Below are 24,772 nucleotides of genomic sequence, written 5' to 3'. Positions count from 1 at the left end.
CCCAATATTTCAGTTATTGATATGAAAATTCGATTTTTTTTAGGACTCTTTGTTGGAATGCTTCTTGGACTTGGAACAACATCTATGGCACAGAATGATGTCTATTTGTTTTCTTCTTTCAGAGATAATGGTCAAGATGGTTTGCATTTGGCTTATAGTTATGATGGTTATAATTGGACTGCATTAAAAAAGGATAGTTCATTTTTACGTCCAACAGTTAGCAAAGACAAGCTCATGCGTGACCCTTGTATTTTGAAAGGTCCAGATGGTTACTTTCACATGGTATGGACAGTTTCTTGGAATGATCTTGGCATCGGCTATGCACGTTCGAAAGATTTGGTGCATTGGTCAGAACAACAATTTATCCCTGTGATGTCACATGAGCCAACTGCGCTTAACTGCTGGGCACCAGAGATTAATTATGATGCTAAAACCAAGGAATATTTGATTTATTGGGCTACTACCATTCCTGATAGATTTCCTAGTACTGAAGGTGGCAAAGGCGATGGCAAATACAACCACCGTATGTATGCGACTACAACAAAGGATTTCAAAACCTTTACCCCTACTCGCTTGTTTTATGACCCTGGTTTCAACGTAATTGACGTATCAATTTTTCAAGTTTCCAAGAAAAAATATGCTATGATTATGAAAGATGAGACTAAAAACCCTGTAAAAAAGAATTTGAAGCTTGCTTTGAGCAAACATTTGAACAGTGGTTTTTCGCCTGCATCTGAGCCAATCTCAAAATTAGATTGGATTGAAGGGCCTACGGTAACTAAAATTGGTGAAGATTGGGTTGTATATTTCGACCAATATACACGCCACAAAATGGGAGCTTTGAAATCGAAGGACCTAAAAAATTGGGTAGATATTTCTGAAGAAGTTCATTTTCCGAAGGGTACTCGTCATGGTACGGTATTTAAGGCAAGTAAGGCAGAGTTGGAGTTTTTATTAAAACAATAAAAATCATTGGTGATGCAAAATGCTCTAATTTTTGATATGGACGGAACTATGGTGGACAACATGATGGTTCATCACCGTGCATGGCAAAAGAAACTCGCCGAACTAGGAAAAATAATGACTTTGGAAGAAGTTATCGCTACATGTCATGGCAAAAATGATGAAATTTTACAGCGCATTTTCGGAGAACAATACTCTTTTGAAGAGCGGGATAAAATTTCATTTGAGAAAGAGGCGATTTACCGTGAGGTGTTTTTGCCTGAACTCAGGTTGGTGGATGGGTTAGCACAATTGCTACAAACGGCTCATGAGGCTGGCATTCCGATGGGAATTGGTACAGCTGCACGTGCCGAAAATGTAGATTTTGTGTTAGACAATTTGAACATTCGTCATTATTTCAAGTCGATTGTTTGCGATCGTGATGTGACTTTGGGTAAACCAGATCCGACGGTATTCTTTAAGGTAGCCGACCAATTGGACGTGCCTTATGAGCAGTGTTTAGTATTTGAGGATTCGCCCACAGGAGCACGCACGGCGCTCAATGCTGGAATGAAGGCTGTCATTATTACGACGACGCACAAAGCGGAAGAATTCGAAGGGTTTGCAAGCGTATTGTTTTGCCTACCCGATTACACAACCCTTAATCTGTTTTCAACTTTAAAACGTATTTGACATGAAATTTTTTATTGACACTGCCAATTTGCAGGAAATTCAAGAAGCACAAAACTTAGGTGTTTTGGATGGTGTAACAACCAATCCATCATTGATGGCCAAAGAAGGTATCAGTGGTAAAGATAATATTATTGCTCATTACAAAGCCATTTGTGCGATTGTAGATGGCGACGTAAGTGCTGAGGTAATCTCAACAGATTATGAAGGCATGATTGCTGAAGGTGAAATTCTTGCGGCCTTAGATGAAAAAATTGTGGTAAAAGTGCCCATGATTAAAGACGGTATTCGTGCCATTCGCTATTTTTCTGATAAGGGCATCAAGACAAACTGTACGCTGGTATTCTCAGCAGGACAGGCCTTATTAGCGGCAAAAGCGGGTGCTACCTATGTTTCGCCATTTGTGGGACGTTTAGATGATATTTCATTTGATGGTATAGAGTTGATTGAGCAAATTCGCACAATTTATGACAATTATGGTTTCGAAACAGAAATCCTAGCAGCGTCTATTCGTCACCCAATTCATATCTTGAAATGTGCTGAAATCGGTGCAGATGTGATGACTGGTCCATTAAGTGCTATCTTGGCATTACTTAAGCATCCTTTGACTGATATCGGTCTTGAGAAGTTTATGAAAGATATGGCAGGAAAGTGGAACTAATTGCGTGAAGAAAGAAGAGTGCGGCGTTTTGAATTATTACTAAAAAATAGACAATTTTGGATAGGATTTTTGATTTCAAGATATGAGAATTTTTATCAATTCGAAATCAAAAATCCGACATCCGATATAATTCTTGATAACCCAAATTTTTCCATTTTACAGTAAAAAAACTATGAAAAAAAACAATCTCCTCGTAGCAAGTTTATTGACAGCCAGTTTGTTGTGGGCTTGCGAAAGTAAAAAATCTGAATCTACTCAAGGAACTTCTGATAGCTTGAAAATCGAACAATCGGCTTTCGGAAAAGTTTCTGATAGCACACAAGCTACGCTTTACACCTTGCACAATGCCGCAGGAGCTACTGTTCAAATTTCTGATTTTGGTGGTACAATCGTTTCTTGGACAGCTCCAGATAAAAATGGAAAATTTGATGATATCACGCTTGGTTGCGATTCACTTTCGGGTTATCAGAAAGGTGTTCCATATTTCGGCGCTTTGATTGGTCGCTATGGCAACCGTATCGCCAAAGGACAATTTACTTTAGACGGAAAAGCTTACTCTCTAGCTAAAAATAACGGACCAAATGCTTTGCATGGCGGTTTGAAAGGGTTTGATAAAGTACTTTGGAAAGCTACGCCAATCGAAGGTGAAGAACCATCATTGAAATTGACTTACACAGCAAAAGATGGCGAAGAAGGTTATCCAGGTAATTTGTCAGTAGAGGTGGTTTATACTTTGCAAAAAGATAATTCTTTGAAAATCGACTACAAGGCGACTACAGACAAAGCAACGGTAGTAAACTTGACAAACCATGCTTATTTCAACTTGAAAGGTGGTTTTGATAGCGATATCTTAGACCACGAAGTAACATTGAATGCTGATAAATTCTTACCAGTAGATGCAACGTTGATTCCTACGGGTGAATTGAAACTAGTAGCTGGAACTCCATTTGATTTCACTAAGCCATTCAAAATTGGTGCTAGAATCAATGATGCGAAGGATGAGCAAATTAAATTTGGATTAGGCTATGACCACTGCTGGGTATTAACGGATTCAACGAAGAACTTGAAATTGGCCGCTTCGGTGTATGAGCCAACAAGCGGACGTGTGTTGGAAGTATTCACAACCGAACCAGCGATTCAGTTTTATACAGGTAACTTCTTGGATGGTACTATTACAGGAAAAGGTGGCAAAGTGTACAAGCACCGTTTTGGTTTGTGTTTAGAGACTCAACATTATCCTGACTCTCCAAACCAAGCAAAATTCCCAAGCACTGTATTGAAACCAGGAGAAACATATGAAACAACTACGGTTTATAAGTTTTCGGTAAAGAAATAAGAAAAATACAAAATATATAAGAGAAGACAGCTCGTGATGGGCTGTCTTTTTTGTTTTTTTAGAAATATAAAATTTAATTTTTTGTATTTTTTTTGTAAATATAAAATGAAAAATAGGGAAAAGTCCTATTTTTTTGGGCAAAACCGACATCTACACTAATTTTGTAGTAAATCATGATATATTTTAAAAGTAACATATTGCCCGCCTTTGCTATGATGCTCGCTATAATAATGATGAGTTATGGCATTACGGGTAAGATTGTGTTACAATATCAGATTGAAAGTAAACTAGCGGCTAACATTTCACTAGAACAAACCGATAGCTATTTTGACGACATAGCGTTGAGTTTTTCGAAATGTTTTGAAAGCTTTGTAAAAATTTTACACGACTTTGACAAACTAGGCTTTGGTCTGAAGTTTCATTGCCAACACGCACTCATAAGATTTTATCCTTCATTTGCGTTAAGTAATATATTTCTTCTCATTCCCTATCAGTTATTAACCCAATATTATATTGACATCAATGCTCCGTGAATTTTGGGTCTATCAACTGAACTCTTCAGACATACAATTTATTTTTACAATTAGGAATAAGCCAAATCACTGAAAATCGCTCTAGATAGAACAACTCATGACATTGAGGAGTTGTAAAAGAGCCAACTGTATCATTTAACATTACACTATATGTGGAATAAAATCGCAGAACTAATCATCCGAAATAGATTATTTTGGATTGGATTAATTATCGTATCAACCATTTACATGGGGTATCAGGCTAGCCGAATCCAATTATCTTATGAATTTGCCCGTATTCTTCCTGCAAACGACCCAATTGAACAAGAATATCAACGCTTTAGGAAATTATTTGGTGAAGATGGTAGCCTTATGGTGATTGGATACCAATCGCCTGACTTATATAAATTAGAGAATTTTAATGATTGGTACGACCTTTCGCAGGCGATCAAAAAGCATGAGGGAATCAAAAATGTAATCTCTCTAACAAATCTGATTGACTTGAAAGTAAATGAAACAACCAAGCGTTTTGAGGTAAAACCTTTGTTGACTCAAAAACCAAAGTCTCAGGCTGAGGTTGATTCAATTAAGGAAAAAATTGCCAATTTGAAGTTCTATGACGGTATGGTGATTAATACAAAAACCAATACCACCTTGATGGCGATTACTTTCAATGAGAAAGCTTTGAACTCAAAGAAACGTATTTCAATTGTTCAAGAAATCAGAGATTTAGCACATCAGTTTGAGGAAAAACACCATACTACGCTTCATCTTTCAGGTATGCCTTTTATTCGTACTGCTACGATGCAAAAGGTATCGCACGAAATGGAGTTGTTTATGGGATTGGCCGTACTAGTGACTGCGGCTATTTTATGGTTTTTCTTCCGTTCTATTCGTTTCACCCTAGTATCAATTTTGGTGGTATTGATTGGTGTGGTATTCTCGGTGGGAACACTCGTAATGATGGGTTATAAGATTACGATGCTAACAGGTTTGATTCCGCCATTATTGATTGTGATTGGTGTACCAAACTGTATTTTCTTGATTAATCGCTACCAAGCAGAATTGTCGGCTCATGGAGACAAACAGCTTGCGATTCATAATATGATTACGGGGATTGGTTTATCGACATTCCTTGCCAATATGACAACAGCGATTGGATTTGGGGTGTTTTATTTTACTAACAGTAGTTTGTTGGTTGAATTTGGCGTTGTGTCTGCCCTGAATGTAATGGTTACTTACGTGCTTTGTTTGGTTTTAGTTCCAATTTCAGTGTACTACATGGGATTGCCTCAAGTGAAGCATTTGAAGCATTTGGACGGAAAATGGGCTAAGAAGTTCTTGTCATGGATTGATCATACAGTTCATAACCACCGTCCAGCGATTTATTTGACAGCCTTAGTAGTTGTGTTGGTATCTGCTTATGGTGTTACCAAAATCAATGTAATCGGATATGTTGTAGATGACCTTCCTAAAAAAGATCCTATTTATGCTGATTTACGCTTTTTCGAAGAAAATTTCAATGGTGTTTTGCCTTTCGAAATTATGGTAGATACGAAGCATAAAAATGGGGTATTTGATAACCAAGCCGAAACCCTATACAAGATAAAATCTTTACAAAATCGTTTAAAGCAATACAAGGAGTTTTCAAAACCATTATCGATTGTTGAGGCAGTTCGTTTCCTATACCAATCTTATAAAGGAGGCGAAGGACGATACTTTATTATGCCTAGTGTTTTTGAGTTGTCAAAACTATCTGAATATCTACAAACTGATTCTTCCTCAGCCTCAAAACAAATCAAACCGTTCTTGAATGATGATAAAAGTATTACCCGTATCAGTTACCAAATGGCTGATGTAGGTTCGGTACGTATCAAAGAATTGATGAAAGAAATCCAGCCACAAGTGGATGAGATTTTCCCGAAAGACCAATATAAAGTAAGCTTGACAGGACATAGCTTGGTGTTTTTGAAAAGCAATGACTACTTGTTGGGCAACTTGTACGAAAGTTTGTTGATTGCCATTGTGTTGATTGCTTTGGTGGGTATGGTGCTTTTCCGCTCGATTCCTATCATTATTTTATCAAAATTACCTTGTTTGATTCCATTGGCATTGACAGCGGGAATTATGGGCTTTTTCGATATTCACTTTAAGCCTTCTACGATTCTAATCTTCAGTATTACTTTCGGTATTGCCTCAGATGGAACAGTTTATTTCTTGACTCGTTATCGTCAAGAATTGGAAGAAAAAGGCAATAGTGTACGCGAATCTATCACTAACACCATTTTTGGTACAGGTTTGAGTATGATTTACACAGCCGTAATTTTGTTCTGTGGATTCTCTATATTTGCTGCATCAAGTTTTGGCGGTACCGCTGCAATGGGTGTGATGGTATCTATTACACTTTTGATTGCGATGTGTACCAACTTGATTTTATTACCAGCATTACTGTTGACAATCAATCGTAAAAAATTGGATGTTAGAAAAACTAAAGCCGTAGTGTTAGAAGAACAATAAAATTGCTTTAAGCAGAATATAATATATCAGAGGGATGTTTGTCTTGTACAATCATCCCTCTTTTGTTTTTGACCGAATAATAGATTATCATGTTTTATGAAGGTTGAAATGCCTATTTTGCAGAAAATCTATCATAACACACATTTTAATCTCTCATGAAACACCTACTACCACTTTCTTTGCTAAAGCAGTCTGTTTTAGCCATAATTTTGTCCATTCTTTTTGCCTCCTGTAATGTTCTCAAAAATGAGGTTGACAAAATTGACTTGACCAAACCCCTCAACAAAGCCGAACCTGCCTTGAGTAATTTAACTTCAAAAGCAGGTGAAAACTTCGTGCTGGGTGCGACCAAAGCTCTTCCACACGCTGCGTCGAGTTTAAAAGGATTTGCAGATACGTTAAATCCTGATATTAAAAAACTCATTCATGCGATTGCCATTGCTGGAGATACAACAAATATTCAATTGACAAAGCTGGGGGATAATCTACATTGGCAAATCGGAAGACTCAAAGGCGATTTGAAATTCACGGATGAATTGGTTGTCAAAATCATGCGAACACTCGACAAAAATTCGCAAAGGCTTTTGACCAATATGTTACAAAATGCCTTGGATTCAATGAATAGTCCAGCGTCGAAAGCAAAATTGGATTCTATTATTGGAAATATTTTAAGTGAAAAAACTTCCATGCGTACTCAGCAGTTGGTTAACAATACACTTCAACCGACCATAGACACACTTACGAGTAGGATTGATAAGATTGTTCATAAGGATATCCCTTTTGTGCAACGTCAGGCATCCATGATTATTGGCGGTATTACTTTGGCAGCATTACTGATTATTGGTTTTGTGTGGTATCAAAGAAGAAAATATTTGAGACTGATTAAAGTATTAACCTACCAAATAGACCAAATCGGCGATCAATCTATTTACGACAATCTTACGAAGCATATTAGCTCACAAACCAAAAAGGAAGATTTAGAGCCACTTCTTAAGAATATCCTTAGCGAGCAAGGAATCAATTAGTAGTGCGGAGTTTTGAATTATGAGTGATGAATTTTCCTTTGTCCTTGCCTAAAATAGTTTGCCCTGAAAACTGAACTCGATTTTAGCTTGTATTCCAAAGCTTGCTACTCAAAGCCAAACAAAAAACCACCGCCCAAGATGTGCGGTGGTTTAACCAGTGCATTACAATATCACATAATACACCTTGTCACTATTTCTATGATTTATTATCCAAAAAACTACTGCATTTGCATACCTTCCATTGATGAGGCATTTTTAGAACTTCTCTTAAATATGCTCATATCCATCTGTCCGAAACGAATAGAGAGGTTCAATCTCACCAATTGTGGATTATTCAAACGATAGTAAGTTTGTGTAAATCCTTCACCGTACGATACCTGTGTGTTTCCTCTTGTTCTGAAAATATCGTTTACCGAAAGTGTTGCCGAGGCAATATCGTTTTTCAAGAAACTCTTTTTGATCGCAATATCAACTCCATAAAAAGGCTTGATATATCCTTGTGATGAACTTTGCGCCTGACTCATTGGAGGTCCAAAACCTTGATTTTGCGTGATAGGCATATTGGTTTTGCCTTGATAATCGCCAGATAACTGGATTACCCATTTTTGTGGTAAGGTAAAGTTATTGTTGATTTTACCAAACACTGTCCAAAGGGCATCGGTTGCTTGTGCATTTTCGATGTTTTGGGTATTGATTTTTGAGTTATAAAAGTTCAAGTTCGCCGTCAAATCCCAAAATGCTTTCAATTTAGTTGTGTAAGTAAACTCTGTACCATACGTTACACTCGAATTGGCATTGATATAGGTATTAATCAAGTCAGTTTTGCCACTAATCGGGTTGATTTCTTGACTCAAATATCTTGTAATGAGGTTATTCGTGTATTTGTAATAACCTGATGCCAAGAAAGTGGAATTACCTTTTGAGTGGCTATATGAAATTTCACTTGAGGTCGTAAACTCTGGTACTAAGTTGGGATTACCTCTAGTAATATTCAAGCTATCGCTATAGTCTACGTAAGGAATCTGTTGGAAAAAGTTAGGTCTGTTAACACGTCTTGTTACGCTCAATTGCAATTGATCTGTTTTAGACAATTCTCGTGTTAAAAATATCGACGGAAACAAGCTGATTGGATATTCGTTACTAAACTTTTGATTATTGGCTAAAAGAGAACCATCATATTTTGAGCTTTCGCCACGTAAACCAACTTTGTAAGAAAACAATTTTGGTAACTTTCCTGCAAATGACAAGTAAGCAGCATACACATAATTTTCACCTTCATAATTCACCGAAGCAGAAGTTATATCTTTATAAATGTCTGACCCTACAGCCTTCAAGGTGTTGTTATTCAGGTTTTTATTATAATTGATTTGGATTTTTGCACCTGTTTCTAAAGTGATTTTTCCTTTCAATGGTTTTACATAATCTGTTTGAACTGTCAAAACTTTGTTATTCCCTTCACCAATATTTTTCTGGATTTGATTTCCTGTAATGACATTTTGAGCATTATAATAATTGGTAGAGTAAACCGCATTGGAAGAGTTGTCGCCACCAAAGTAATTCAAGTCAGCAGAAAGTTCTTCGCCTTCTGTTTTGAAGTTTTGTTTGAAACCTAATTGCAAACCTCTTGGTTTAAATGCTCTTTCAGTATTCGAAAGTCTATTGCTAAAACTTGTTACGCCGTTAATTTTTGTCGTGATTTTCAAGTCTTCAGTTGGGTCAAATTTACCTTGTCCGAAGAAACCAGCCACCGAAAGTGTCGCACGGTTCGATACATAGTAGTCCATACCTAAGCGACCAAAAGTCATGTTGCCTTTTGTTTTGCTATTGATGTCCTGCGCGATACTCGATTGTGTACCACCAATGGTGCTTGAGCGGTCGCTATTACCTGTAACGTTGTTACGCATACGCATATTCATAAACATCATCGTTACGTTTACTTTATTTTGACGTACACTAAGGTTTCCCATGATATTTGAGCCACCAAAACGGTCAGCTCCTACGTTTACCATACCATTGTAACCACTCTTTTTATTTTTCTTCAAAACCAAGTTCAAGATACCAGCAGTACTTCCAGAAGCATCGTATTTAGCTGAAGGGTTGGTGATTACCTCAACTTTTTCGATAGCATCCGCAGGGATTTGGTCAAGGCTCAATGTTGTTGGGCGACCGTCGATATACAAAACAGGAGACGCATTTCTTAGCTTAACATTACCATCAATATCTACTTGTAATGAAGGAATATTGCGCATGATGTCTACCGCAGTACCACCCGAAGTAACTAAGTTTTTAGAAACGTTAAAGCTTTTTTTGTCAATATCCATTTCCAATAATGGCTTAGAACCATTGACTGTTACACCATCGAGAAGTGTGGACTCTGAGGCTAATTTGATGTTACCCAAATCTTTGTCCATCGCAGCCATCATTTTTGCCATCATGGCAGGGTCAGGCTGTTGACCAGGTTTGGGAGCACCACCCTCCATTTTTGGCATAGATACAGCCAAGGGCATTTCTAGGGTTTTGTAGCCTACCGAGCTAATTTTGAGCTTTAACTTTGCCATCATGGGAAGACCTGAAAAACTAAAGTCACCATTTAATTCAGTTTGCATGGCTTTTACCAAAACATCCTTGTCTTTTTTGGTATCCTTATCAAATACAGACTTTAGGACAACGACAGAAGCAAACTCCACAGGTTTACCTTGTTCGTCTACTACTTTACCATAGGCTTTCCATTCTGGCATTTTGCCAGCACCACCCGAAGGCATTTGTGCAAATCCCGATATTGAGAGAAGCACTAACATAATTGTTAATATCTTATTCATGATTGATAGAGTTAATTCGAGAGTTTATCAGAGGAAAATATTTACTTACTACATTTTGAATAACATCACTCTCACTTGCGATTGATGATTCAAATTTGCGGGCAATTTCTCGAATTTCCATTCAGCTGTAGACGCAATGATGTGAACTGTATATGGATGAACATCGTGGATTAGAATCTATTCAGTAAGTTTGTTCTCTGAATAGTTTGATGATGAATAGCTTTCATTTTTAATAGGACTATTCTTATTATCAAAGGTTTAGCTTTGGCCTAGTAACTGGCTGTTAACTAAACCTAGTTTCTATCTCAATTGTATACAACATGATTAAGCAAGTCATTAAACCCTATATAGGACATATCCTCACTTGGACTATTCTGTATTTGTTTCCATATATCATTTTTTTATATGAGCCCAGCAAGCTTCAAAAGCTTGATTTTGCTTTTTTCAAAACTCATACAACCAACATGATTGTTTGGGCGATTATTTTTTATTCGCATCTACTCTATATTGGTCCAAAGCTTTTCTTCTCTCTCAAAAGATGGAAATATTTTAGTATTCTACTATTTGGAGGGTTGACTTATGCGGGTATCAATTATTTAATTTCGTTGATGGGACCGCCACATCCTGTAAAAGTAGGTACTTTGGATTTTTTGTTTGCTAGAATTATTGGTCCTTTATTTTTTTATACAGTTTGTATTTTGGCAAGTACGATGTTGTTTTTATACAATGAGCAAGCTCGCCAGAAAGAACTATATAAGCAGATGGAGCTTGAGAAAACAGTGGCAGAACTGAATATGCTTAAGCTTCAAATAAGCCCCCATTTTTTGTTCAATACCCTTAATAATATTCGTTGGCTAGTACGCAAAAGTCACCCTAACTCGGAAGATACTATTATTAAACTTTCGGAAATATTACGGTATATCATTTATGAAGTGACTGATTCGAATGTTGACATCAATAAAGAAATAGAACACCTGCGAAACTACATAGAATTACAAGCTTTGCGATTGCCCATTGAGGGGAAGGTGGAGTTTCAAGTGTCTCCATCTATCAAGCCGTATAGCGTTGCACCTTTGCTTTTTATCCATTTTGTTGAAAATGCCTTTAAGTATGGAATAGATAGTAAAAATTCACCAGAAATTATCTTCACCTTACAGAATACCGAGCATGGAATTTTGTTTTTATCCAAAAATAAAGTGCTGTTAAAAAAGACCACTCTCAACTCAGAAGGTATAGGGTTGAGTAATATCAAACGAAGATTGGAGCTATTGTATCCACGAAAACACACCTTAGAAATCAATAATCAAGAGGGCTATTTTGAGGTAAAACTTGAACTTACACTAGATGAAAATTAGATGTATTTTACTTGACGATGAGCCATTTGCGCTCAATATTCTGGAAGATGATTTACTGCAATTTCCAGAAGTAGAAGTACTGGGGAAATTTCATGACCCGAACGATGTCCTAGACTTTCTACAAACTCAAGAAGTTGATGTGTTGTTTTCGGATATCCAAATGCCTGAAATTTTAGGGACACAATTTGTGAAGTCTTTAGAAAAGCCTCCCTTGGTGGTTTTTACGACGGCTTACAATCAATATGCGGTAGAGGGTTTTGAATTAAATGCGGTCGATTATTTGGTGAAACCTATTCGAAAAGAAAGAATATCGGCGGCTCTTAAAAAGATAGAGGATAGATTAAAATTGAGAGATTTGCCCCCACAAGAAGAGCCTCAGCAATATATTGTTGTAAATGCTGAGTACAAAAAAGTCAAGATATTCTACGACGAAATCATCTATATCGAAGGACTAAAAGACTATGTAAAAATCTATATTCATGAAAAAACTTACCCTATTTTGACACGTAGCAATCTGCGAGGAATCGAAAGCCGATTGTCGGAACAAATCTTTGTAAGGATACATAATTCCTATATCGTTAACAAACAGAAAATCACAGGATTCCACCATTCGAAAGTCCTATTGTCAAAGCTTGAATTACCCGTCGGCAAGAAATATATCGACAATATCAAAGCACTCGAATAAGGCAGATATTGAGTCAAAAATTGGATTATTATGACGAAATCATAACAAAAAAAAGGATACAACGTTAGTACTATTGGAAAGAATATAACGCCATAACTCCTTAATTCAATTTGTCAAAATACTACTTTATTCAAAACTAAATACAAAAGCAAGTATCAGTTGGGTCAATTCCTGATTCTTGTCATTTTTTGAAAAAAACGTAGTATGACTCAAATTACAGGTTTATCTTTGCGCCATGGTAAACAAAGTCATAGCAATACTTCTACTGTTTTTACTAAACATTCCGTTGTTTAGTAAGTGGAGTTTTGTGGTGTATTACCAAGTCAACAAAAGTTATATTGCCAAAGAGCTTTGTATCAACAAAAACAGACCTATGCTTCATTGTGATGGTAAATGTTTTTTAGCAAAGAAGTTAAAAGCTGAAGAAGAAAAAGAACAAAAAGCAACCTCTGAGAAATTAGAGAAGATGCCTGAAATAGTACTTTTCTTCGATAACAACCTTGTTGACTTTTCGGGAAATAGCTCTTTTGAAGAGCTTCCTAAGCTCCATTCTTTCTCTTATTTAGAGCCGAAATACGGTTCTCCTCTTCTTGGGATTTTTCAACCTCCCAAAATCTAATCCAATGTTTCCTACAATGTAATGGAATTGCTCGCTTGAGGGTATGGATTGACTATTGCTTTATGTTTCAGGATTTTAACTTGCGAGTGTTTAAGTACTTTTTGTGGTACTTTTACCTACGCTTGTCCATGGATTTCTTAAATACGAATCACGATAGTCATGAAAAAACACTTGTTATTAATGTTGGTTTTTGTTGTTGCTTGTCAAAAAAAGTCGGATGAACCTAATCCTGAAACTTATTTTGTGGCACCTAGTCATTTTCCTAAGCCTGTATATCCTATTGATTCTAATGTGATTACAGCAGCAGGCTTTGATTTAGGGAAAAATCTATTTTACGACGGAATCTTATCGAAAGATAGCACCATTGCTTGTGGGGAATGTCATCGACAAACCTACGTTTTTACCCATCACATGCACGATTTGAGTCATGGGATTTATGGAAGAGTCGGTCTACGTAATGCTCAATCTTTACAAAACTTAGCTTGGCGTGAGCGTTTTCAATGGGACGGTAAAGCGGCTACTTTAAACGAACAACCTATACTACCGATTGAACATCCTGACGAAATGGATGACAATATCGATAATGTGGTTGCCAGGGTAGGTCGCCACAAAGGGTATCAAGATAAGTTTAAGGCTGCTTTTGGCTCTGAGGGCGTTACCAAGGATCGCTTGCTCAAAGCACTCACTCAATTTATGTTGAGCTTAGTTTCGTATCAATCTCGTTATGACAAATACGTTCTGAAAGATGCATCGGCGAGTTTTACGCAAGATGAGCTTGATGGTATGAGTTTGTTTAACTCAAAAGGTTGCTCAAATTGTCATAAAGGTGTATTGTTTACGGATGAAAGTTTTAGAAATAATGGACTTGCAAAATTCGAGCGAACAAAAATTGAATATGTAAATGAAAAGCCAGTACTCCAAATTGTAGTTGATGAAGGAAGGTTCAGAGTTACAGGAAATGCGAATGATAAATTCAAATTTAAGGTGCCAAGTCTCCGAAATGTAGCAGCCTCTTCTCCATATATGCACGATGGACGGTATACAAGCTTGCTTGAAGTATTGAATTTTTATGATGCTAGTGTACAAGATTATGGAACATTAGACCCGATTTTACGACAATCCAATGGGCGCTTAGGTATTCAGATGACCGCAGAGGAGAAAAGAAAGATTATCGCTTTTCTGAATACACTCACAGACGACACTTTTTTAAAAGACAAACGCTTTGCAGAGCCTGATGGCTTTCCTGTAAGGTAAATCAAAAACATTATAAAAGACATTTTACAAAATGAAATCTTTATTCAAATCATTATCAATTATTGCTCTTACGTTTTTTACGGTAATTTCATGTACTAAAGATGATGTAGAGCCAATTGGCGCAAGTGATAAAAACAATGTAAGTCTTGAGTTTGATAACTTGATGGGCGGACAAAAAATTGTGTTGGGTTCTACCACTGCTAAAAATGCTGCTGGTGAGGATTTTACGATTACTACTCTAAATTATTATATCAGTAATGTTTCATTGAAAAAAGTTGATGGTAGTAAAGTTGACCTCAAAAATCAATATTTTTTGGTTCGTCAAGCAGATAGCAAAACCTTGATTCAATCATTAAAAGATGTTCCTGCGGCTGATTATAAGGAAGTTACCTTTACTATTGGTGTAGATAGCGTAAAGAGTATTTCGCCAGTAGAAGAACGTACAGGTGTATTAGACCCAGCAGGATTCTCAGATGATGGTATGTACTGGTCATGGAACTCAGGTTATATCTTCATGAAATTAGAAGGGACATCGTCAGCAGTAGCTGCAAATGCAGCTGGTCTGAGAAAATATCAATACCATGTAGGTGGTTTTGGTGGTCGTACCAGTGTTACTCCAAATAACTTAAGAACCGTTACGCTTTCATTGCCAAGCACGATGACCGTGCGCAAAAGTATTGCTCCGACGATTCATTTTGTGGCTGATGTAACTAAGGTATTTTCTGGTACTACAACGCTTAAATTGGCAGATGCTGCTGTAATTATGTCTCCTGCACTGGCTACTCCGATTGCCAATAATTACAAAAACATGTTTGTAGTAGACCACGTACATAATGACTAATTAATAACATAGAGGGACAAAAATCTTTGTCCCTCTATCGCTGTTTAGACTAATCAAGATAGCAAGAAATGCTTAGAAGATACGAACTTGAAAAGTGGCTTGAAGGCACTGGAATTGTGTTACTTCCCAAGCCAAGTTTTGCCGAAAGGTTATTTGAAATTATCCGTTTGACTACTGAAAGCAGATTAGTTTTTTGGCTATTTCTATTTCATTTATTCTCATTTGGACTATTGCTTGTGGGAATATTATCAATCTACCTGAAATGATGAAATGTGTTCAATTCATATTTTTGATGACTTTTCTAAGTCTGATAGCATGTACAAAATCTGAGACAACGCCAACAATACGCTTTGAGCAACCTAGTAATTTCCCAGCGCCAACCTATGATTTAGCGCGTAATCCTATTACACCCGAAGGATTTGAATTGGGCAAAGCTTTGTTTGCTGACCCACTTTTGTCGCGCGACAATACGATTAGCTGTTCAGAATGTCATAGCCAGAGTTTTGCTTTTACACATCATGGTCATGATTTGAGCCATGGGATTGATGGAAAAGTCGGGATAAGAAATTCGCTGCCAATTCAAAATTTAGCTTGGCAGTCGGAATTCTTTTGGGATGGAGGTGTTGGTGATCTAGATTTTGTACCCCTCGCTCCTATTGAAAATCCCGTTGAAATGGATGAGAAAATTGGGGTTATTCTCGAAAAACTTCGCAAGACTTCCTACTATCCTAGTCAGTTTAAAAAGGCTTTTGGAACAGAAGAAATCAATACACAAAGATTCTTGAAGGCACTTTCTCAATATATGTTGACCTTGGTTTCTGCTGATTCAAAATACGATAAAGTCATGAGAAAAGAAGCAGGGGCAGTTTTTACAGCGGATGAACTGGCGGGCAAAAGCCTTTTTGAACAAAAATGCGCTTCTTGCCATAGTGGTGTTTTGTTTACGAATCAATCCTACCGTAATAATGGCTTGAGAATTCAAGGTCCTGAGGATTTTGGTCGAGGAAAAATTACCGAATTAGAAACCGATAAATACAAATTTAAAGTACCGAGTTTGCGAAACATCGAAGTATCAGGACCCTATATGCACGATGGTCGTTTTTATACCTTGGAGGCTGTTTTGAACCATTATACCGATGACGTTCAGAATACTCCAAATCTAGACCCTGCACTGAAAGGTGGTGTTTCGTTGACAGATGAACAAAAAAAGCAGGTAATAGCTTTTCTGAAAACGTTGACAGACAAGACTTTTTTAACCGACAAAAGGTTACAATAGTTCTATTGGTCGGTGTCATTCTTAATTATGTTTTTATGCGAATCAAGATATTTTTACTCATATTCTGTTGTATATTTTTTTACGAAAGTCGTGCCTGTGATATTTGTGGATGCTCCAATGGGAATGCCTTTTTTGGTATATTGCCACAATCTCACCGAGGCTTCTTAGGATTGCGTTATCGCTATTCAAATTTTGATTCGCATCTCAACTCGCAATTACTGAAAACTAAAGAAAGTTTTCATACCACCGAACTTTGGGGACGATTTTACCCTTTGAAAAAAGTGCAAATTCTGGCTTTTGTACCTTATAACTTTAATGCTCAAACGCAGATTTTACCAAATATCACCAATACCATTCAAGGATTGGGCGATATTACAGTATTAGGTCATTACAATGTGCTAAATACTTTTTGGGATAGTACAGCACACACCGTAAACCATAACTTAATGCTGGGTGTTGGGATAAAAGCTCCAACGGGTAGATTCAAATATGATTTGAATAGTTCAGAGGAAGTAGCTAATCCTAATTTTCAGCTAGGTACAGGTAGCACAGATTTTTTATTGAATGCGATTTATACAGTTCGTTATGATCAATGGGGTTTGAATACCGATTTCACTTATAAGATCAATACTGAAAATAGTAATCAGTATCGGTATGGTAACAAGCTAACAAGCGCCTTGACAGCGTTTTATGCAAAAGATTTTGGCCAAGGAAATACCCTTATGCCCAATGCTGGCGTTTATTGGGAATATGCTCAAAATGACCATGATAAGGGTATTGTGAACAAAGATACTGGTGGTTATATGGCCTCAGCAAATATTGGATGTGAGGCATTTTTTAAGAAATTTAGCCTTGGCGTAACGCATCAGATGCCTTTTGCACAAGAGTTATCGAGGGGCGAATTAAAAGCAAATGCTCGTACGACTGCCCATATTACTTTTATGTTTTAATCCAGAATTCCAAAATGAAAACAATCTTATGCTCAATGTTGGTACTTGTAGCAAGTTTCCAACAAGCCCCTAAAGACAAAAAAGCAGGGAGTGAAAGTAAAAAAGAGACAGTGGCAATGGAAGCCAAAGATCCAGTTTGCAAAATGCACGCTGAAAAAGATACGAAGTTTACGAGTACCTACAAAGGCAAGCAATATGGCTTTTGTAGCGTAGTTTGTAAGGAGATGTTTGATAAAAAACCTGAAAAGTTTGTGAAGAAATAAAGAAAAAGGGCTGGGAATTTCTTCCAGCCCTTTACTTTTGTGAAAATCTTTTGGGGTGCGTCCTAGAAGATTTTACCTAAATCCAAACAAACTATCGCTAAAGCATGAGAAGTACCTATATCATCAGAACAGTTATTTTATTAGGAATGATTTTTATCCTTGTCGACCTTGGCTTCTTTTTAAAAGGTGATTTTCACACTGGGATCAATGATTATTTCAGAATTATTGATTGGAGCTGTTTTGGATATTCTTTATACCAAGTTTTTCAATTGAGTCGCTACCGTTTACCAGACCAAATGATGAATAAATTGACTGTACGTTTGGTAGCATTTACCCTGATTTACTTTTTGTTTATATTCGTTTTCAAAAGTTATGTCGTTCCAGCAGGGGTGTTTATTGGACATATTTTGATTTTGAGAAATGAGCTAAATCGAATAGGATAAGGTTGTAGTTTGCTGATTTTCAGTAGAATTTCTTGAAAATGAATAAGGGGAATGGCACATTTGTGCCATTCCCCTTATTCATTGAGTATTTATGTTACTGTTTTTTACCTTCAAAGCTCATACCCATTGCTTCGAGTTTAACGCCATTGACTTTTCCAGCGTCATCTCTTACAAATTGTACTTTCGCTTTTCCGTCAGCATCATATTTATCAGGCTCTAGTTCTGTTAATGCACCGCCTTGTCCTCCAGCGTTAAGGATGACTTTATTATCTTTTATCTCAACCTCAATGAATTCAAAAGGTAATCCTGTCATTTTGTATTTACCAGCATAATCGCTCAAGTCCTTCGATTTGGTTGGCTCAGCCGCTTGTGCTGGAGCACTATTTCCCAGTTCATCTTTGAAAGCTGTTCCCATAATTACCATCAAAGAACCTTCGGCTTTTGGATTTTGGAAAACGATATACAAATCATGCGATCCTTCTGTTGGATTAATTGGAACGCTTAACGGCGAAGGAGCAAATCCTGCTTTGTCACTGGCTTCCAAGAACGTTGACTCTCCCACTAGCTTACCCGTTGGCGAATCGAGATGTATTTCTACTTTACCGCCTTGAGCATTGAGTTGTGCTTTTGGCGCTGTGGCCAATAACTCTAATTGTTTGATATTAGTCAAATCAGCATTTTTCAACACTATGTAAGAACCTGATTTACTTGGAATCATTAATTCATTCCCTCCAAAACTCATTTTTGAAACAGCCTCATATTGGTCATATCCATGTGGACTGATACGTGGGTTGCGCAAGGTAAAGGTTTGTTCTGAACTCAATGATGGAATACCGTTTGCTCCTTGGTCTTGATACGAAGCACGCAAAATATATACACCTTGTCCTTTGTCGCCAGCGCCAACTTTTGCAGTAAAGCTACCTTTTGTCGGAAGAGTTTCTTTTGCTTTTTCGTCAGCTAAACTTAAGATATATTTTACCATTTCAGCTGCATCACCTGTTGATAATTGTGGGTGACCAGCCATGGCTACTTCGCCCCAAACACCGCTACCACCAGAGATTACTTTTTTGGTCAAACGCTCTAAAGCACCAGCATCGCCTTTGTATTTTTTAGAAACTTCACGGTAAGTTGGTCCAACCGATTTTTTGTCCATACTATGACAAGCTTGACAATCACTCGCATCAATTAATTTTTTACCTTTTACCAAACCTGTGCTAGCATCAGCTGAACGGTGACCTTGTGCAATGGCAATTTTGTCAAATCCTTCAGCCAAGTAATCAATATTTACTGCTACTTGCTCTGGTTTGATTTTGCCGTTTTCAAGACTACCATCTTCCTTGTCTTTTACTTTTACTTCATAGTCAAAAGATTTATTAGGGAAGAAGAAGGTCTTGTTACTTTTTGGTAAATCAAAAGACAAAACTGGAGGCTCGTTTCCTGCTGATACTTCCATGGCTTGAGTACTAATGCCACCTTTCCCGTCAGATACAGTCAATGTTACATTGTAAATTCCAGATTTTGTGAGAGTCACATCGGCTGATGGAGTTGTGATTACTTTATTAAAGCCATTTTTCGAAGAAATTTTCCAAGAATAGGTCAAAGCGTCGCCATCTGCATCTTTTGTGCCTTTTGAGTCAAGACTAAGCTTGAAAGGAAGTGCTCCACCCATTTGATTCGCGGCCATTTGGATAGCTGGTTTACGATTACCACCGTTATATTCGATACGAATCAAACGAGCATCGTCGTTGGCTGTAAACCACCCCGAACCGTATTCGAGCATATACAAATCACCATTAGCATCAAATTCCATATCCATTGGATTACTAAAGCGATAGCTTGGCATAAACTGTTCCATATCGGTCAGATTACCTTGTTTATCCATCGTTACAGCCATAATCCATCCTCGCATCCAGTCATATACCAACAACTTTTCATTGTAGTATTTTGGAAAAGCACGTTTAGCATTTTTGAAATCTTCACTATAAAATACTGGTCCTGCCATAGCATTACGACCACCACTACCAACTAATGGAAATTCAGCTGAGGCAGCATAAGGATACCATATAAATGCTTTTTGAGCAGGAGGTAGTACTTTCAAGCCAGTGTTATTGGGTGAAGTATTAGTTGGAGCAGCGGCATCCCATTTTTCCAATGAAACATTTTTAACAAAGTCATATTTATTGTATGCTTTGTTATCACCTACAAAATGAGGCCAGCCAAAATTGCCAGGTTTACGTGCTTGTCCTACCTCATCATGTCCTTCAGGTCCACGGTCGGCCGCTGGTTTGCTAGCATCTGGCCCCACCTCGCCCCAATACACATATCCCGTTTTTTGATCGACCGAGATACGGAATGGGTTACGGTGTCCCATCGTATAAATTTCAGGACGAGTATTTGGCGTACCCTTAGCAAATAAATTACCTTCAGGAATTGTATAAGAACCATCAACAGTAGGTTTGATACGAATAATTTTTCCTCTTAAATCGTTAGTATTTGCCGAAGATTTTTGAGCATCCCACGGTGCACGATCAGGGCGTTCGTCGCTCGGACTATAGCCATTTGAGCCGTGAGGATTGGTATTGTCACCTGTCGAAAGATAGAGGTTCCCCATTTTATCCCAAGCAATCGAGCCACCTGTATGACAGCACTGTTCACGTTGGGTAGGAATATCTAACAAAATCTTTTTCGAAGACATCACTAATTCATCGCCCTTCAATTCAAATCTAGCTAATACGTTTTTAGATTCTTTCGGGTCTGAATAATACAAATAGATCCAATGGTTTTGAGCAAAATTTGGATCTTTGTTCAAACCTAATAATCCATCTTCTGCTTCAGATTCTTTACCTTCCTTGTCTTTATATTTTGTACTTACCTCGATATTGGCAATGGTTTTAAGCTGTTTTGTTTTCAAATTATACAAACGAACAGCTCCATGACGCTCGATAAACAAGATACGTCCGTCATTCAACACGCTCAATTCCATTGGCTCGTTGAGCTTTTCTTCTAAAATAACTTTAGCAAAACGGTTTTCTTCTGGACGAGCTTTTGAAAAATCCAAAGGCTTCGGCGAATCTCCACCCATCACATAGTTTAATCCCGCCCAAACGTGGTCTAGGAAAAGAGGTTCTGCAAAGGTTTCATCGGTATGACCCATAGCAGTATAGAACGAACGACCACCGTCAAATTCATGATACCAGCTAATAGGATGGTTATCACCATTTTTTCCACCGATATAACTTTTCTCATCAATTTTTACTACAACATTAATGGCAGGATTGATATTTTTGAAGCTATAAAACTCATCACTACGCTCAAACTCACTTGGCATATTTTTGGTAGCCCAATTGTTTTTGTCAACTACAAAAAACTTACCTTTTTGAACATTGCTTGGAGTCATTGGGTGGTCAAGAAAATAAGCACCTGCCAACTTGCCATACCAAGGCCAATCATACTCAGTATCTGTAGCCGCATGAATGCCTAGATAGCCACCACCTGCTTGAATATAACGCTCAAATTCAGCTTGTTGGGTTGGATTAAGCACGTCACCTGTTGTACTCAAAAATACAACAGCATTGTATTTGCGAAGATTCTCATTGGTAAAAGCATTAGCATCTTCCGTAAGGTCTACAGAAAAGCCTTTATCTTTTCCCATTTTTTGAAAAGCAACTTTACCTACTTCGATAGATCCATGTCTAAATGCAGCAGTTTTGCTGAAAACTAATACTCGTTTACCTACATTTTGAGCATAAGTACCAAACTGAAGAATGGTACAGCCAAAGGCTAACAACAAGAGATTCAGTTTTCTCCATTGATTGAAAAGAAGGTTCTTCATTGGAATAGTGTTCTGAAGGGTTGTGTTAATTGGATATGTTAAATTTTAAAAAGGTATATTTTTATTATTTTCCCATTTTGGGACAATAATACTTTAAATTTTAGAAGTAGCAAAATATTTATATAATTTTGTGATTAACCGTACTGATTGTGTAGACCGATGACATAAAATAAATAGTGTAGCCCAAATCGGGTATCTGACGGGTATAAATTGTTACTTTTAGCTCATAGTAGAAAATTAAATGGTAGAAGGTATCACATGGAGAGAAAAATTGATTTGAATAGTTTTTTGGAAAATAAGCAAGATTTTATACCTCACTTATCTATTGATAGTGTCATTTTTGGTTTTCATCAAGATCAGTTGAAAGTACTTTTGCTCAGAGTTCATGATTCGGGGGTTTGGAGTTTGTCGGGAGGCTTTGTGCGTATGGACGAAGGTATCGATCCTGCCGCTTTGAGGATTTTACGAGAAAGAACAGGTTTAGAAAATATCTATTTGGAGCAATATCATACGTTTGGTCATGAAGACCGCTCCAAGACAAATACTTTAGCTGAGATTCTCGATTTTGGTCATACAGAGGAATTTAGAAACTCGTGGCTCAACAAGCGATTTGTATCGATTGGCTATTATGCTCTCGTTGATTTCTCTAAAGTAAATCCAACGCCAGATCCTTTTAGTGATAGGGCTGAATGGTTCGATTTAAAGGATTTGCCACCAATGATTTTTGACCATCGAGAAATGATTGATAAAGCTTTGGAGAGTCTTCGTGCCAACTTGGATACCAAATTGGTGGGATTTAATTTATTGCCTGAAACATTTACTATGCCCGAGCTTCAAAGTCTTTATGAGACAGTTTTGGGATACCCACTTCGAAGAAATAATTTTCAGCGCAAAATGCTAAGTATGGATATTTTGGAAAGAATCGAAAAACTGTACACTGGTGCAGCCAATAAGGCTCCTTATTTGTACAAGTTTAAAGCACCAAGCATAGAAGAAGTTTAAGTATGAGTTGTGAAAATGACTAGTTCAAGACTTTGTCTTGGACTTATTTTTTAAACAGTTTAAAAGCTGAAGCAAAACCTAGTCCGAGACTTAGTCTCGAACTAGGTATTTTACATTCACAACTCTACCTTAATCCTCAATACAAATTCTGTTGAATAAATGGATTTCTGAACTTTCCTTTTGGGTCGTAGGTTGCCAATAATTCCTTAAACTGTGGTAATGGTTTGATAAGCGATTGAAGCTTTTTAGGGTTCATAGTAAATAATTTACCCCAGTGCGGACGAGCATTGAATGGTGCTAGTTGCGCTTCGATTAGTGGTAAAAGTTGTTTAACGGCATTCCAATCTTGTTTCCATGTAAAGTGAAAAGCAACTGATGGTTGATGATAATTCGCGCTCATCCAAAGGTCGTCGCCTGTCATCGTTCTTATTTCTGAAATAAATAAATGTGGACTCACTTTTTCATGTAGTTTTTCGATAGCCATCATGGCTTTGTAACCATGCTCGAAAGGAACAAAATATTCGGATTGCAATTCTTTTCCACTACTTGGAGTAAAGCCCATTCTGAAATGGGGCATTCGCTCATACCATGGGCCAGATACGCCCATTTGTCCTGTACAGTTTTCCGCCGAAAGGTCCTCTAATGGATGCAGATTGCGTGTTGCCAATTTTGCACCAAAGTACTCCGCATCTGGCGTCGAAACATCCTCACTACGTTTTTTCAACCAAACTTGATTGACATTTTTGTTACGCCAATCTGTAAACAAACTTACACTGTAACCATTGGAAACGATGCTTTCAAAGTTTTTTTCCAAAGCTGACATGGGCATATTTTGATAGACCAATTGCTTCATCTCAAAGGTGTCTTGTAATGCCAAAGTCATTTTTGAAACAATACCTAAACCACCAAGAGCAACTACAGCTCCTTTTAATGCATCATTATTTTCGTTTTTTGAAAAACTCACGATGTCGCCGTTAGCAGTGATAATGTCTAATGCTCTTACACTAGTAGCCAAATTCCCATTTTTCACACCAGAACCATGTGTTCCTGTTGAACATGCTCCTGCCACCGAAATATGTGGAAGTGATGCTAAGTTTGCCAGTGCAAAACCAGCTTCGTGGATTTCTTTGCAAATTTGTCCATAGGTGGCGCCACCTTCAATAGTTACTTCTTTGTTTGCTTTATCTATCGATAAAACTTTCTGCATTAATTTCAACGAAATCTGAGTCGCAGGAGTATCAGCAATGCTATTGAAAGAGTGTCTGCTACCCAAACCACGAATGATGGGTGCTTTTTTGACAAGCTCTTGTGCTTCCGCAATCGTCTGGGGTTCGAAGTATTGTTTGGCACTGTATCGTAAGTTACCTGCCCAGTTGGTGCGAGGAGTATCGTTAGCTAGTATCATTTTGGGTAAAAAAGCGCTTCCCAACATCAGGGAAGAAGATTTAATAAAGGTACGTTTATTCATAGTTAATAAGGGGATTTGAAATTTTGATTATTTTAATACTAAAGCAAGATAAAGTATTAATTATTAAAGAGTAATTTACGGAAAACTTACTGTACATACCCCTTCAAAATCCCTGATTAATTATGAGAAAAATTTCACACTTACAGCTTTTGTTGTTTTTCCTTACTCTACCCAGCTTTTTTTAAGTAGATATATTTTTTTGATAATGAGACATTTGCATTTTTATCCATCTTAAAAAGCTGAATATTCTATTCTCAATAGCTGTATCTGTCAGTATTATTT

General features: G+C 37.3%; 19 protein-coding genes. 16 read left to right on the top strand and 3 right to left on the bottom strand.

Annotated features, from left to right (window positions below):
* The first annotated feature begins 21 nt into the window (after window positions 1-21).
* The 6 genes from QM524_RS24600 to QM524_RS24575 all read left to right on the top strand — a co-directional run bounded on the left by QM524_RS24600 (window position 22) and on the right by QM524_RS24575 (window position 7,683).
* Window positions 22-966 (top strand): glycoside hydrolase family 43 protein, encoded by a 945-nt coding sequence (locus tag QM524_RS24600; RefSeq protein WP_283346684.1) that lies wholly within the window; start codon window positions 22-24, stop codon window positions 964-966.
* Between the two features lie 12 nt (window positions 967-978).
* Window positions 979-1,635 (top strand): HAD family hydrolase, encoded by a 657-nt coding sequence (locus QM524_RS24595; RefSeq protein WP_283346683.1) that lies wholly within the window; start codon window positions 979-981, stop codon window positions 1,633-1,635.
* A 1-nt stretch (window position 1,636) separates the two neighbouring features.
* On the top strand, window positions 1,637-2,293 hold the full coding sequence (fsa, locus tag QM524_RS24590) for a fructose-6-phosphate aldolase (protein ID WP_166579266.1): 657 nt from the start codon (window positions 1,637-1,639) through the stop codon (window positions 2,291-2,293).
* Window positions 2,294-2,465: 172 nt separating this feature from the next.
* Window positions 2,466-3,629 carry an aldose epimerase family protein gene (locus tag QM524_RS24585; protein ID WP_283346682.1) on the top strand — a complete coding sequence of 388 codons (1,164 nt, stop codon included), beginning with the start codon at window positions 2,466-2,468 and terminating at the stop codon, window positions 3,627-3,629.
* Window positions 3,630-4,312: 683 nt separating this feature from the next.
* Window positions 4,313-6,658 carry an efflux RND transporter permease subunit gene (locus tag QM524_RS24580; protein ID WP_095168289.1) on the top strand — a complete coding sequence of 782 codons (2,346 nt, stop codon included), beginning with the start codon at window positions 4,313-4,315 and terminating at the stop codon, window positions 6,656-6,658.
* A gap of 155 nt (window positions 6,659-6,813) precedes the next feature.
* Window positions 6,814-7,683, top strand: coding sequence for a hypothetical protein (locus tag QM524_RS24575; RefSeq protein ID WP_283346681.1), 870 nt, complete (start codon window positions 6,814-6,816; stop codon window positions 7,681-7,683).
* A gap of 218 nt (window positions 7,684-7,901) precedes the next feature.
* On the opposite strand, the gene QM524_RS24570 is transcribed toward QM524_RS24575, so the two are convergent.
* Complete coding sequence (locus QM524_RS24570; RefSeq protein ID WP_283346680.1) at window positions 7,902-10,502, bottom strand: outer membrane beta-barrel family protein; 2,601 nt, start codon at window positions 10,500-10,502, stop codon at window positions 7,902-7,904.
* Between the two features lie 320 nt (window positions 10,503-10,822).
* Here QM524_RS24570 and QM524_RS24565 point away from each other — a divergent pair, with 320 nt between their 5' ends.
* The 9 genes from QM524_RS24565 (at window position 10,823) to QM524_RS24525 (ending at window position 18,188) form a co-directional block, all read left to right on the top strand.
* Window positions 10,823-11,857, top strand: coding sequence for a sensor histidine kinase (locus QM524_RS24565; RefSeq protein WP_283346679.1), 1,035 nt, complete (start codon window positions 10,823-10,825; stop codon window positions 11,855-11,857).
* Window positions 11,847-12,542 carry a LytR/AlgR family response regulator transcription factor gene (locus QM524_RS24560; RefSeq protein WP_283346678.1) on the top strand — a complete coding sequence of 232 codons (696 nt, stop codon included), beginning with the start codon at window positions 11,847-11,849 and terminating at the stop codon, window positions 12,540-12,542. The genes QM524_RS24565 and QM524_RS24560 overlap by 11 nt, the downstream gene beginning before the upstream one ends.
* 235 nt (window positions 12,543-12,777) lie before the next feature.
* Window positions 12,778-13,161 (top strand): hypothetical protein, encoded by a 384-nt coding sequence (locus QM524_RS24555; protein ID WP_095168279.1) that lies wholly within the window; start codon window positions 12,778-12,780, stop codon window positions 13,159-13,161.
* 159 nt (window positions 13,162-13,320) lie between these two features.
* Window positions 13,321-14,415 carry a cytochrome-c peroxidase gene (locus tag QM524_RS24550; protein WP_283346677.1) on the top strand — a complete coding sequence of 365 codons (1,095 nt, stop codon included), beginning with the start codon at window positions 13,321-13,323 and terminating at the stop codon, window positions 14,413-14,415.
* A 31-nt stretch (window positions 14,416-14,446) separates the two neighbouring features.
* Entirely contained in the window at window positions 14,447-15,256 is an 810-nt protein-coding gene (locus tag QM524_RS24545; protein WP_283346676.1) for an MbnP family protein, read from the top strand.
* Between the two features lie 292 nt (window positions 15,257-15,548).
* Window positions 15,549-16,532 carry a cytochrome-c peroxidase gene (locus QM524_RS24540; protein ID WP_283346675.1) on the top strand — a complete coding sequence of 328 codons (984 nt, stop codon included), beginning with the start codon at window positions 15,549-15,551 and terminating at the stop codon, window positions 16,530-16,532.
* Window positions 16,533-16,567: 35 nt separating this feature from the next.
* Window positions 16,568-17,482 carry a transporter family protein gene (locus tag QM524_RS24535; RefSeq protein ID WP_283346674.1) on the top strand — a complete coding sequence of 305 codons (915 nt, stop codon included), beginning with the start codon at window positions 16,568-16,570 and terminating at the stop codon, window positions 17,480-17,482.
* Between the two features lie 14 nt (window positions 17,483-17,496).
* Window positions 17,497-17,745, top strand: coding sequence for a YHS domain-containing protein (locus QM524_RS24530; RefSeq protein WP_205749670.1), 249 nt, complete (start codon window positions 17,497-17,499; stop codon window positions 17,743-17,745).
* Between the two features lie 104 nt (window positions 17,746-17,849).
* The gene (locus QM524_RS24525) at window positions 17,850-18,188 is read left to right on the top strand and encodes a hypothetical protein (protein ID WP_095168266.1); all 339 of its coding nucleotides are present in this window, start codon (window positions 17,850-17,852) and stop codon (window positions 18,186-18,188) included.
* Between the two features lie 94 nt (window positions 18,189-18,282).
* Here QM524_RS24525 and QM524_RS24520 read toward each other — a convergent pair whose 3' ends face one another.
* A complete protein-coding gene (locus tag QM524_RS24520) occupies window positions 18,283-22,020 on the bottom strand; it encodes a ThuA domain-containing protein (protein ID WP_283346673.1) in 3,738 nt (1,245 codons plus the stop codon).
* Window positions 22,021-22,278: 258 nt separating this feature from the next.
* Here QM524_RS24520 and QM524_RS24515 point away from each other — a divergent pair, with 258 nt between their 5' ends.
* A complete protein-coding gene (locus tag QM524_RS24515) occupies window positions 22,279-23,022 on the top strand; it encodes an NUDIX hydrolase (RefSeq protein WP_283346672.1) in 744 nt (247 codons plus the stop codon).
* Between the two features lie 136 nt (window positions 23,023-23,158).
* Here QM524_RS24515 and QM524_RS24510 read toward each other — a convergent pair whose 3' ends face one another.
* Window positions 23,159-24,490 (bottom strand): FAD-binding protein, encoded by a 1,332-nt coding sequence (locus QM524_RS24510; RefSeq protein ID WP_283346671.1) that lies wholly within the window; start codon window positions 24,488-24,490, stop codon window positions 23,159-23,161.
* Window positions 24,491-24,772 lie beyond the last annotated feature (282 nt).

Source organism: Flectobacillus roseus (assembly GCF_030056595.1).
Taxonomy (GTDB): domain Bacteria; phylum Bacteroidota; class Bacteroidia; order Cytophagales; family Spirosomataceae; genus Flectobacillus; species Flectobacillus roseus.
The sequence above is the reverse complement of the archived record's forward strand: the minus strand, read 5'-3'. Positions and strand labels throughout refer to the sequence as shown.

Excerpts from the sequence above, each read along its gene's own strand:
- QM524_RS24565 (WP_283346679.1), top strand. The coding sequence starts at position 10,823 with ATGATTAAGCAAGTCATTAAACCCTATATAGGACATATCCTCACTTGG.
- QM524_RS24575 (WP_283346681.1), top strand. The coding sequence starts at position 6,814 with ATGAAACACCTACTACCACTTTCTTTGCTAAAGCAGTCTGTTTTAGCC.
- QM524_RS24580 (WP_095168289.1), top strand. The coding sequence starts at position 4,313 with ATGTGGAATAAAATCGCAGAACTAATCATCCGAAATAGATTATTTTGG.
- QM524_RS24530 (WP_205749670.1), top strand. The coding sequence starts at position 17,497 with ATGAAAACAATCTTATGCTCAATGTTGGTACTTGTAGCAAGTTTCCAA.
- QM524_RS24570 (WP_283346680.1), bottom strand. The coding sequence starts at position 10,502 with ATGAATAAGATATTAACAATTATGTTAGTGCTTCTCTCAATATCGGGA.
- QM524_RS24520 (WP_283346673.1), bottom strand. The coding sequence starts at position 22,020 with ATGAAGAACCTTCTTTTCAATCAATGGAGAAAACTGAATCTCTTGTTG.
- QM524_RS24550 (WP_283346677.1), top strand. The coding sequence starts at position 13,321 with ATGAAAAAACACTTGTTATTAATGTTGGTTTTTGTTGTTGCTTGTCAA.
- QM524_RS24545 (WP_283346676.1), top strand. The coding sequence starts at position 14,447 with ATGAAATCTTTATTCAAATCATTATCAATTATTGCTCTTACGTTTTTT.
- QM524_RS24535 (WP_283346674.1), top strand. The coding sequence starts at position 16,568 with ATGCGAATCAAGATATTTTTACTCATATTCTGTTGTATATTTTTTTAC.
- fsa (WP_166579266.1), top strand. The coding sequence starts at position 1,637 with ATGAAATTTTTTATTGACACTGCCAATTTGCAGGAAATTCAAGAAGCA.
- QM524_RS24595 (WP_283346683.1), top strand. The coding sequence starts at position 979 with ATGCAAAATGCTCTAATTTTTGATATGGACGGAACTATGGTGGACAAC.
- QM524_RS24560 (WP_283346678.1), top strand. The coding sequence starts at position 11,847 with ATGAAAATTAGATGTATTTTACTTGACGATGAGCCATTTGCGCTCAAT.
- QM524_RS24585 (WP_283346682.1), top strand. The coding sequence starts at position 2,466 with ATGAAAAAAAACAATCTCCTCGTAGCAAGTTTATTGACAGCCAGTTTG.
- QM524_RS24540 (WP_283346675.1), top strand. The coding sequence starts at position 15,549 with ATGACTTTTCTAAGTCTGATAGCATGTACAAAATCTGAGACAACGCCA.
- QM524_RS24525 (WP_095168266.1), top strand. The coding sequence starts at position 17,850 with ATGAGAAGTACCTATATCATCAGAACAGTTATTTTATTAGGAATGATT.
- QM524_RS24600 (WP_283346684.1), top strand. The coding sequence starts at position 22 with ATGAAAATTCGATTTTTTTTAGGACTCTTTGTTGGAATGCTTCTTGGA.
- QM524_RS24555 (WP_095168279.1), top strand. The coding sequence starts at position 12,778 with ATGGTAAACAAAGTCATAGCAATACTTCTACTGTTTTTACTAAACATT.
- QM524_RS24515 (WP_283346672.1), top strand. The coding sequence starts at position 22,279 with ATGGAGAGAAAAATTGATTTGAATAGTTTTTTGGAAAATAAGCAAGAT.
- QM524_RS24510 (WP_283346671.1), bottom strand. The coding sequence starts at position 24,490 with ATGAATAAACGTACCTTTATTAAATCTTCTTCCCTGATGTTGGGAAGC.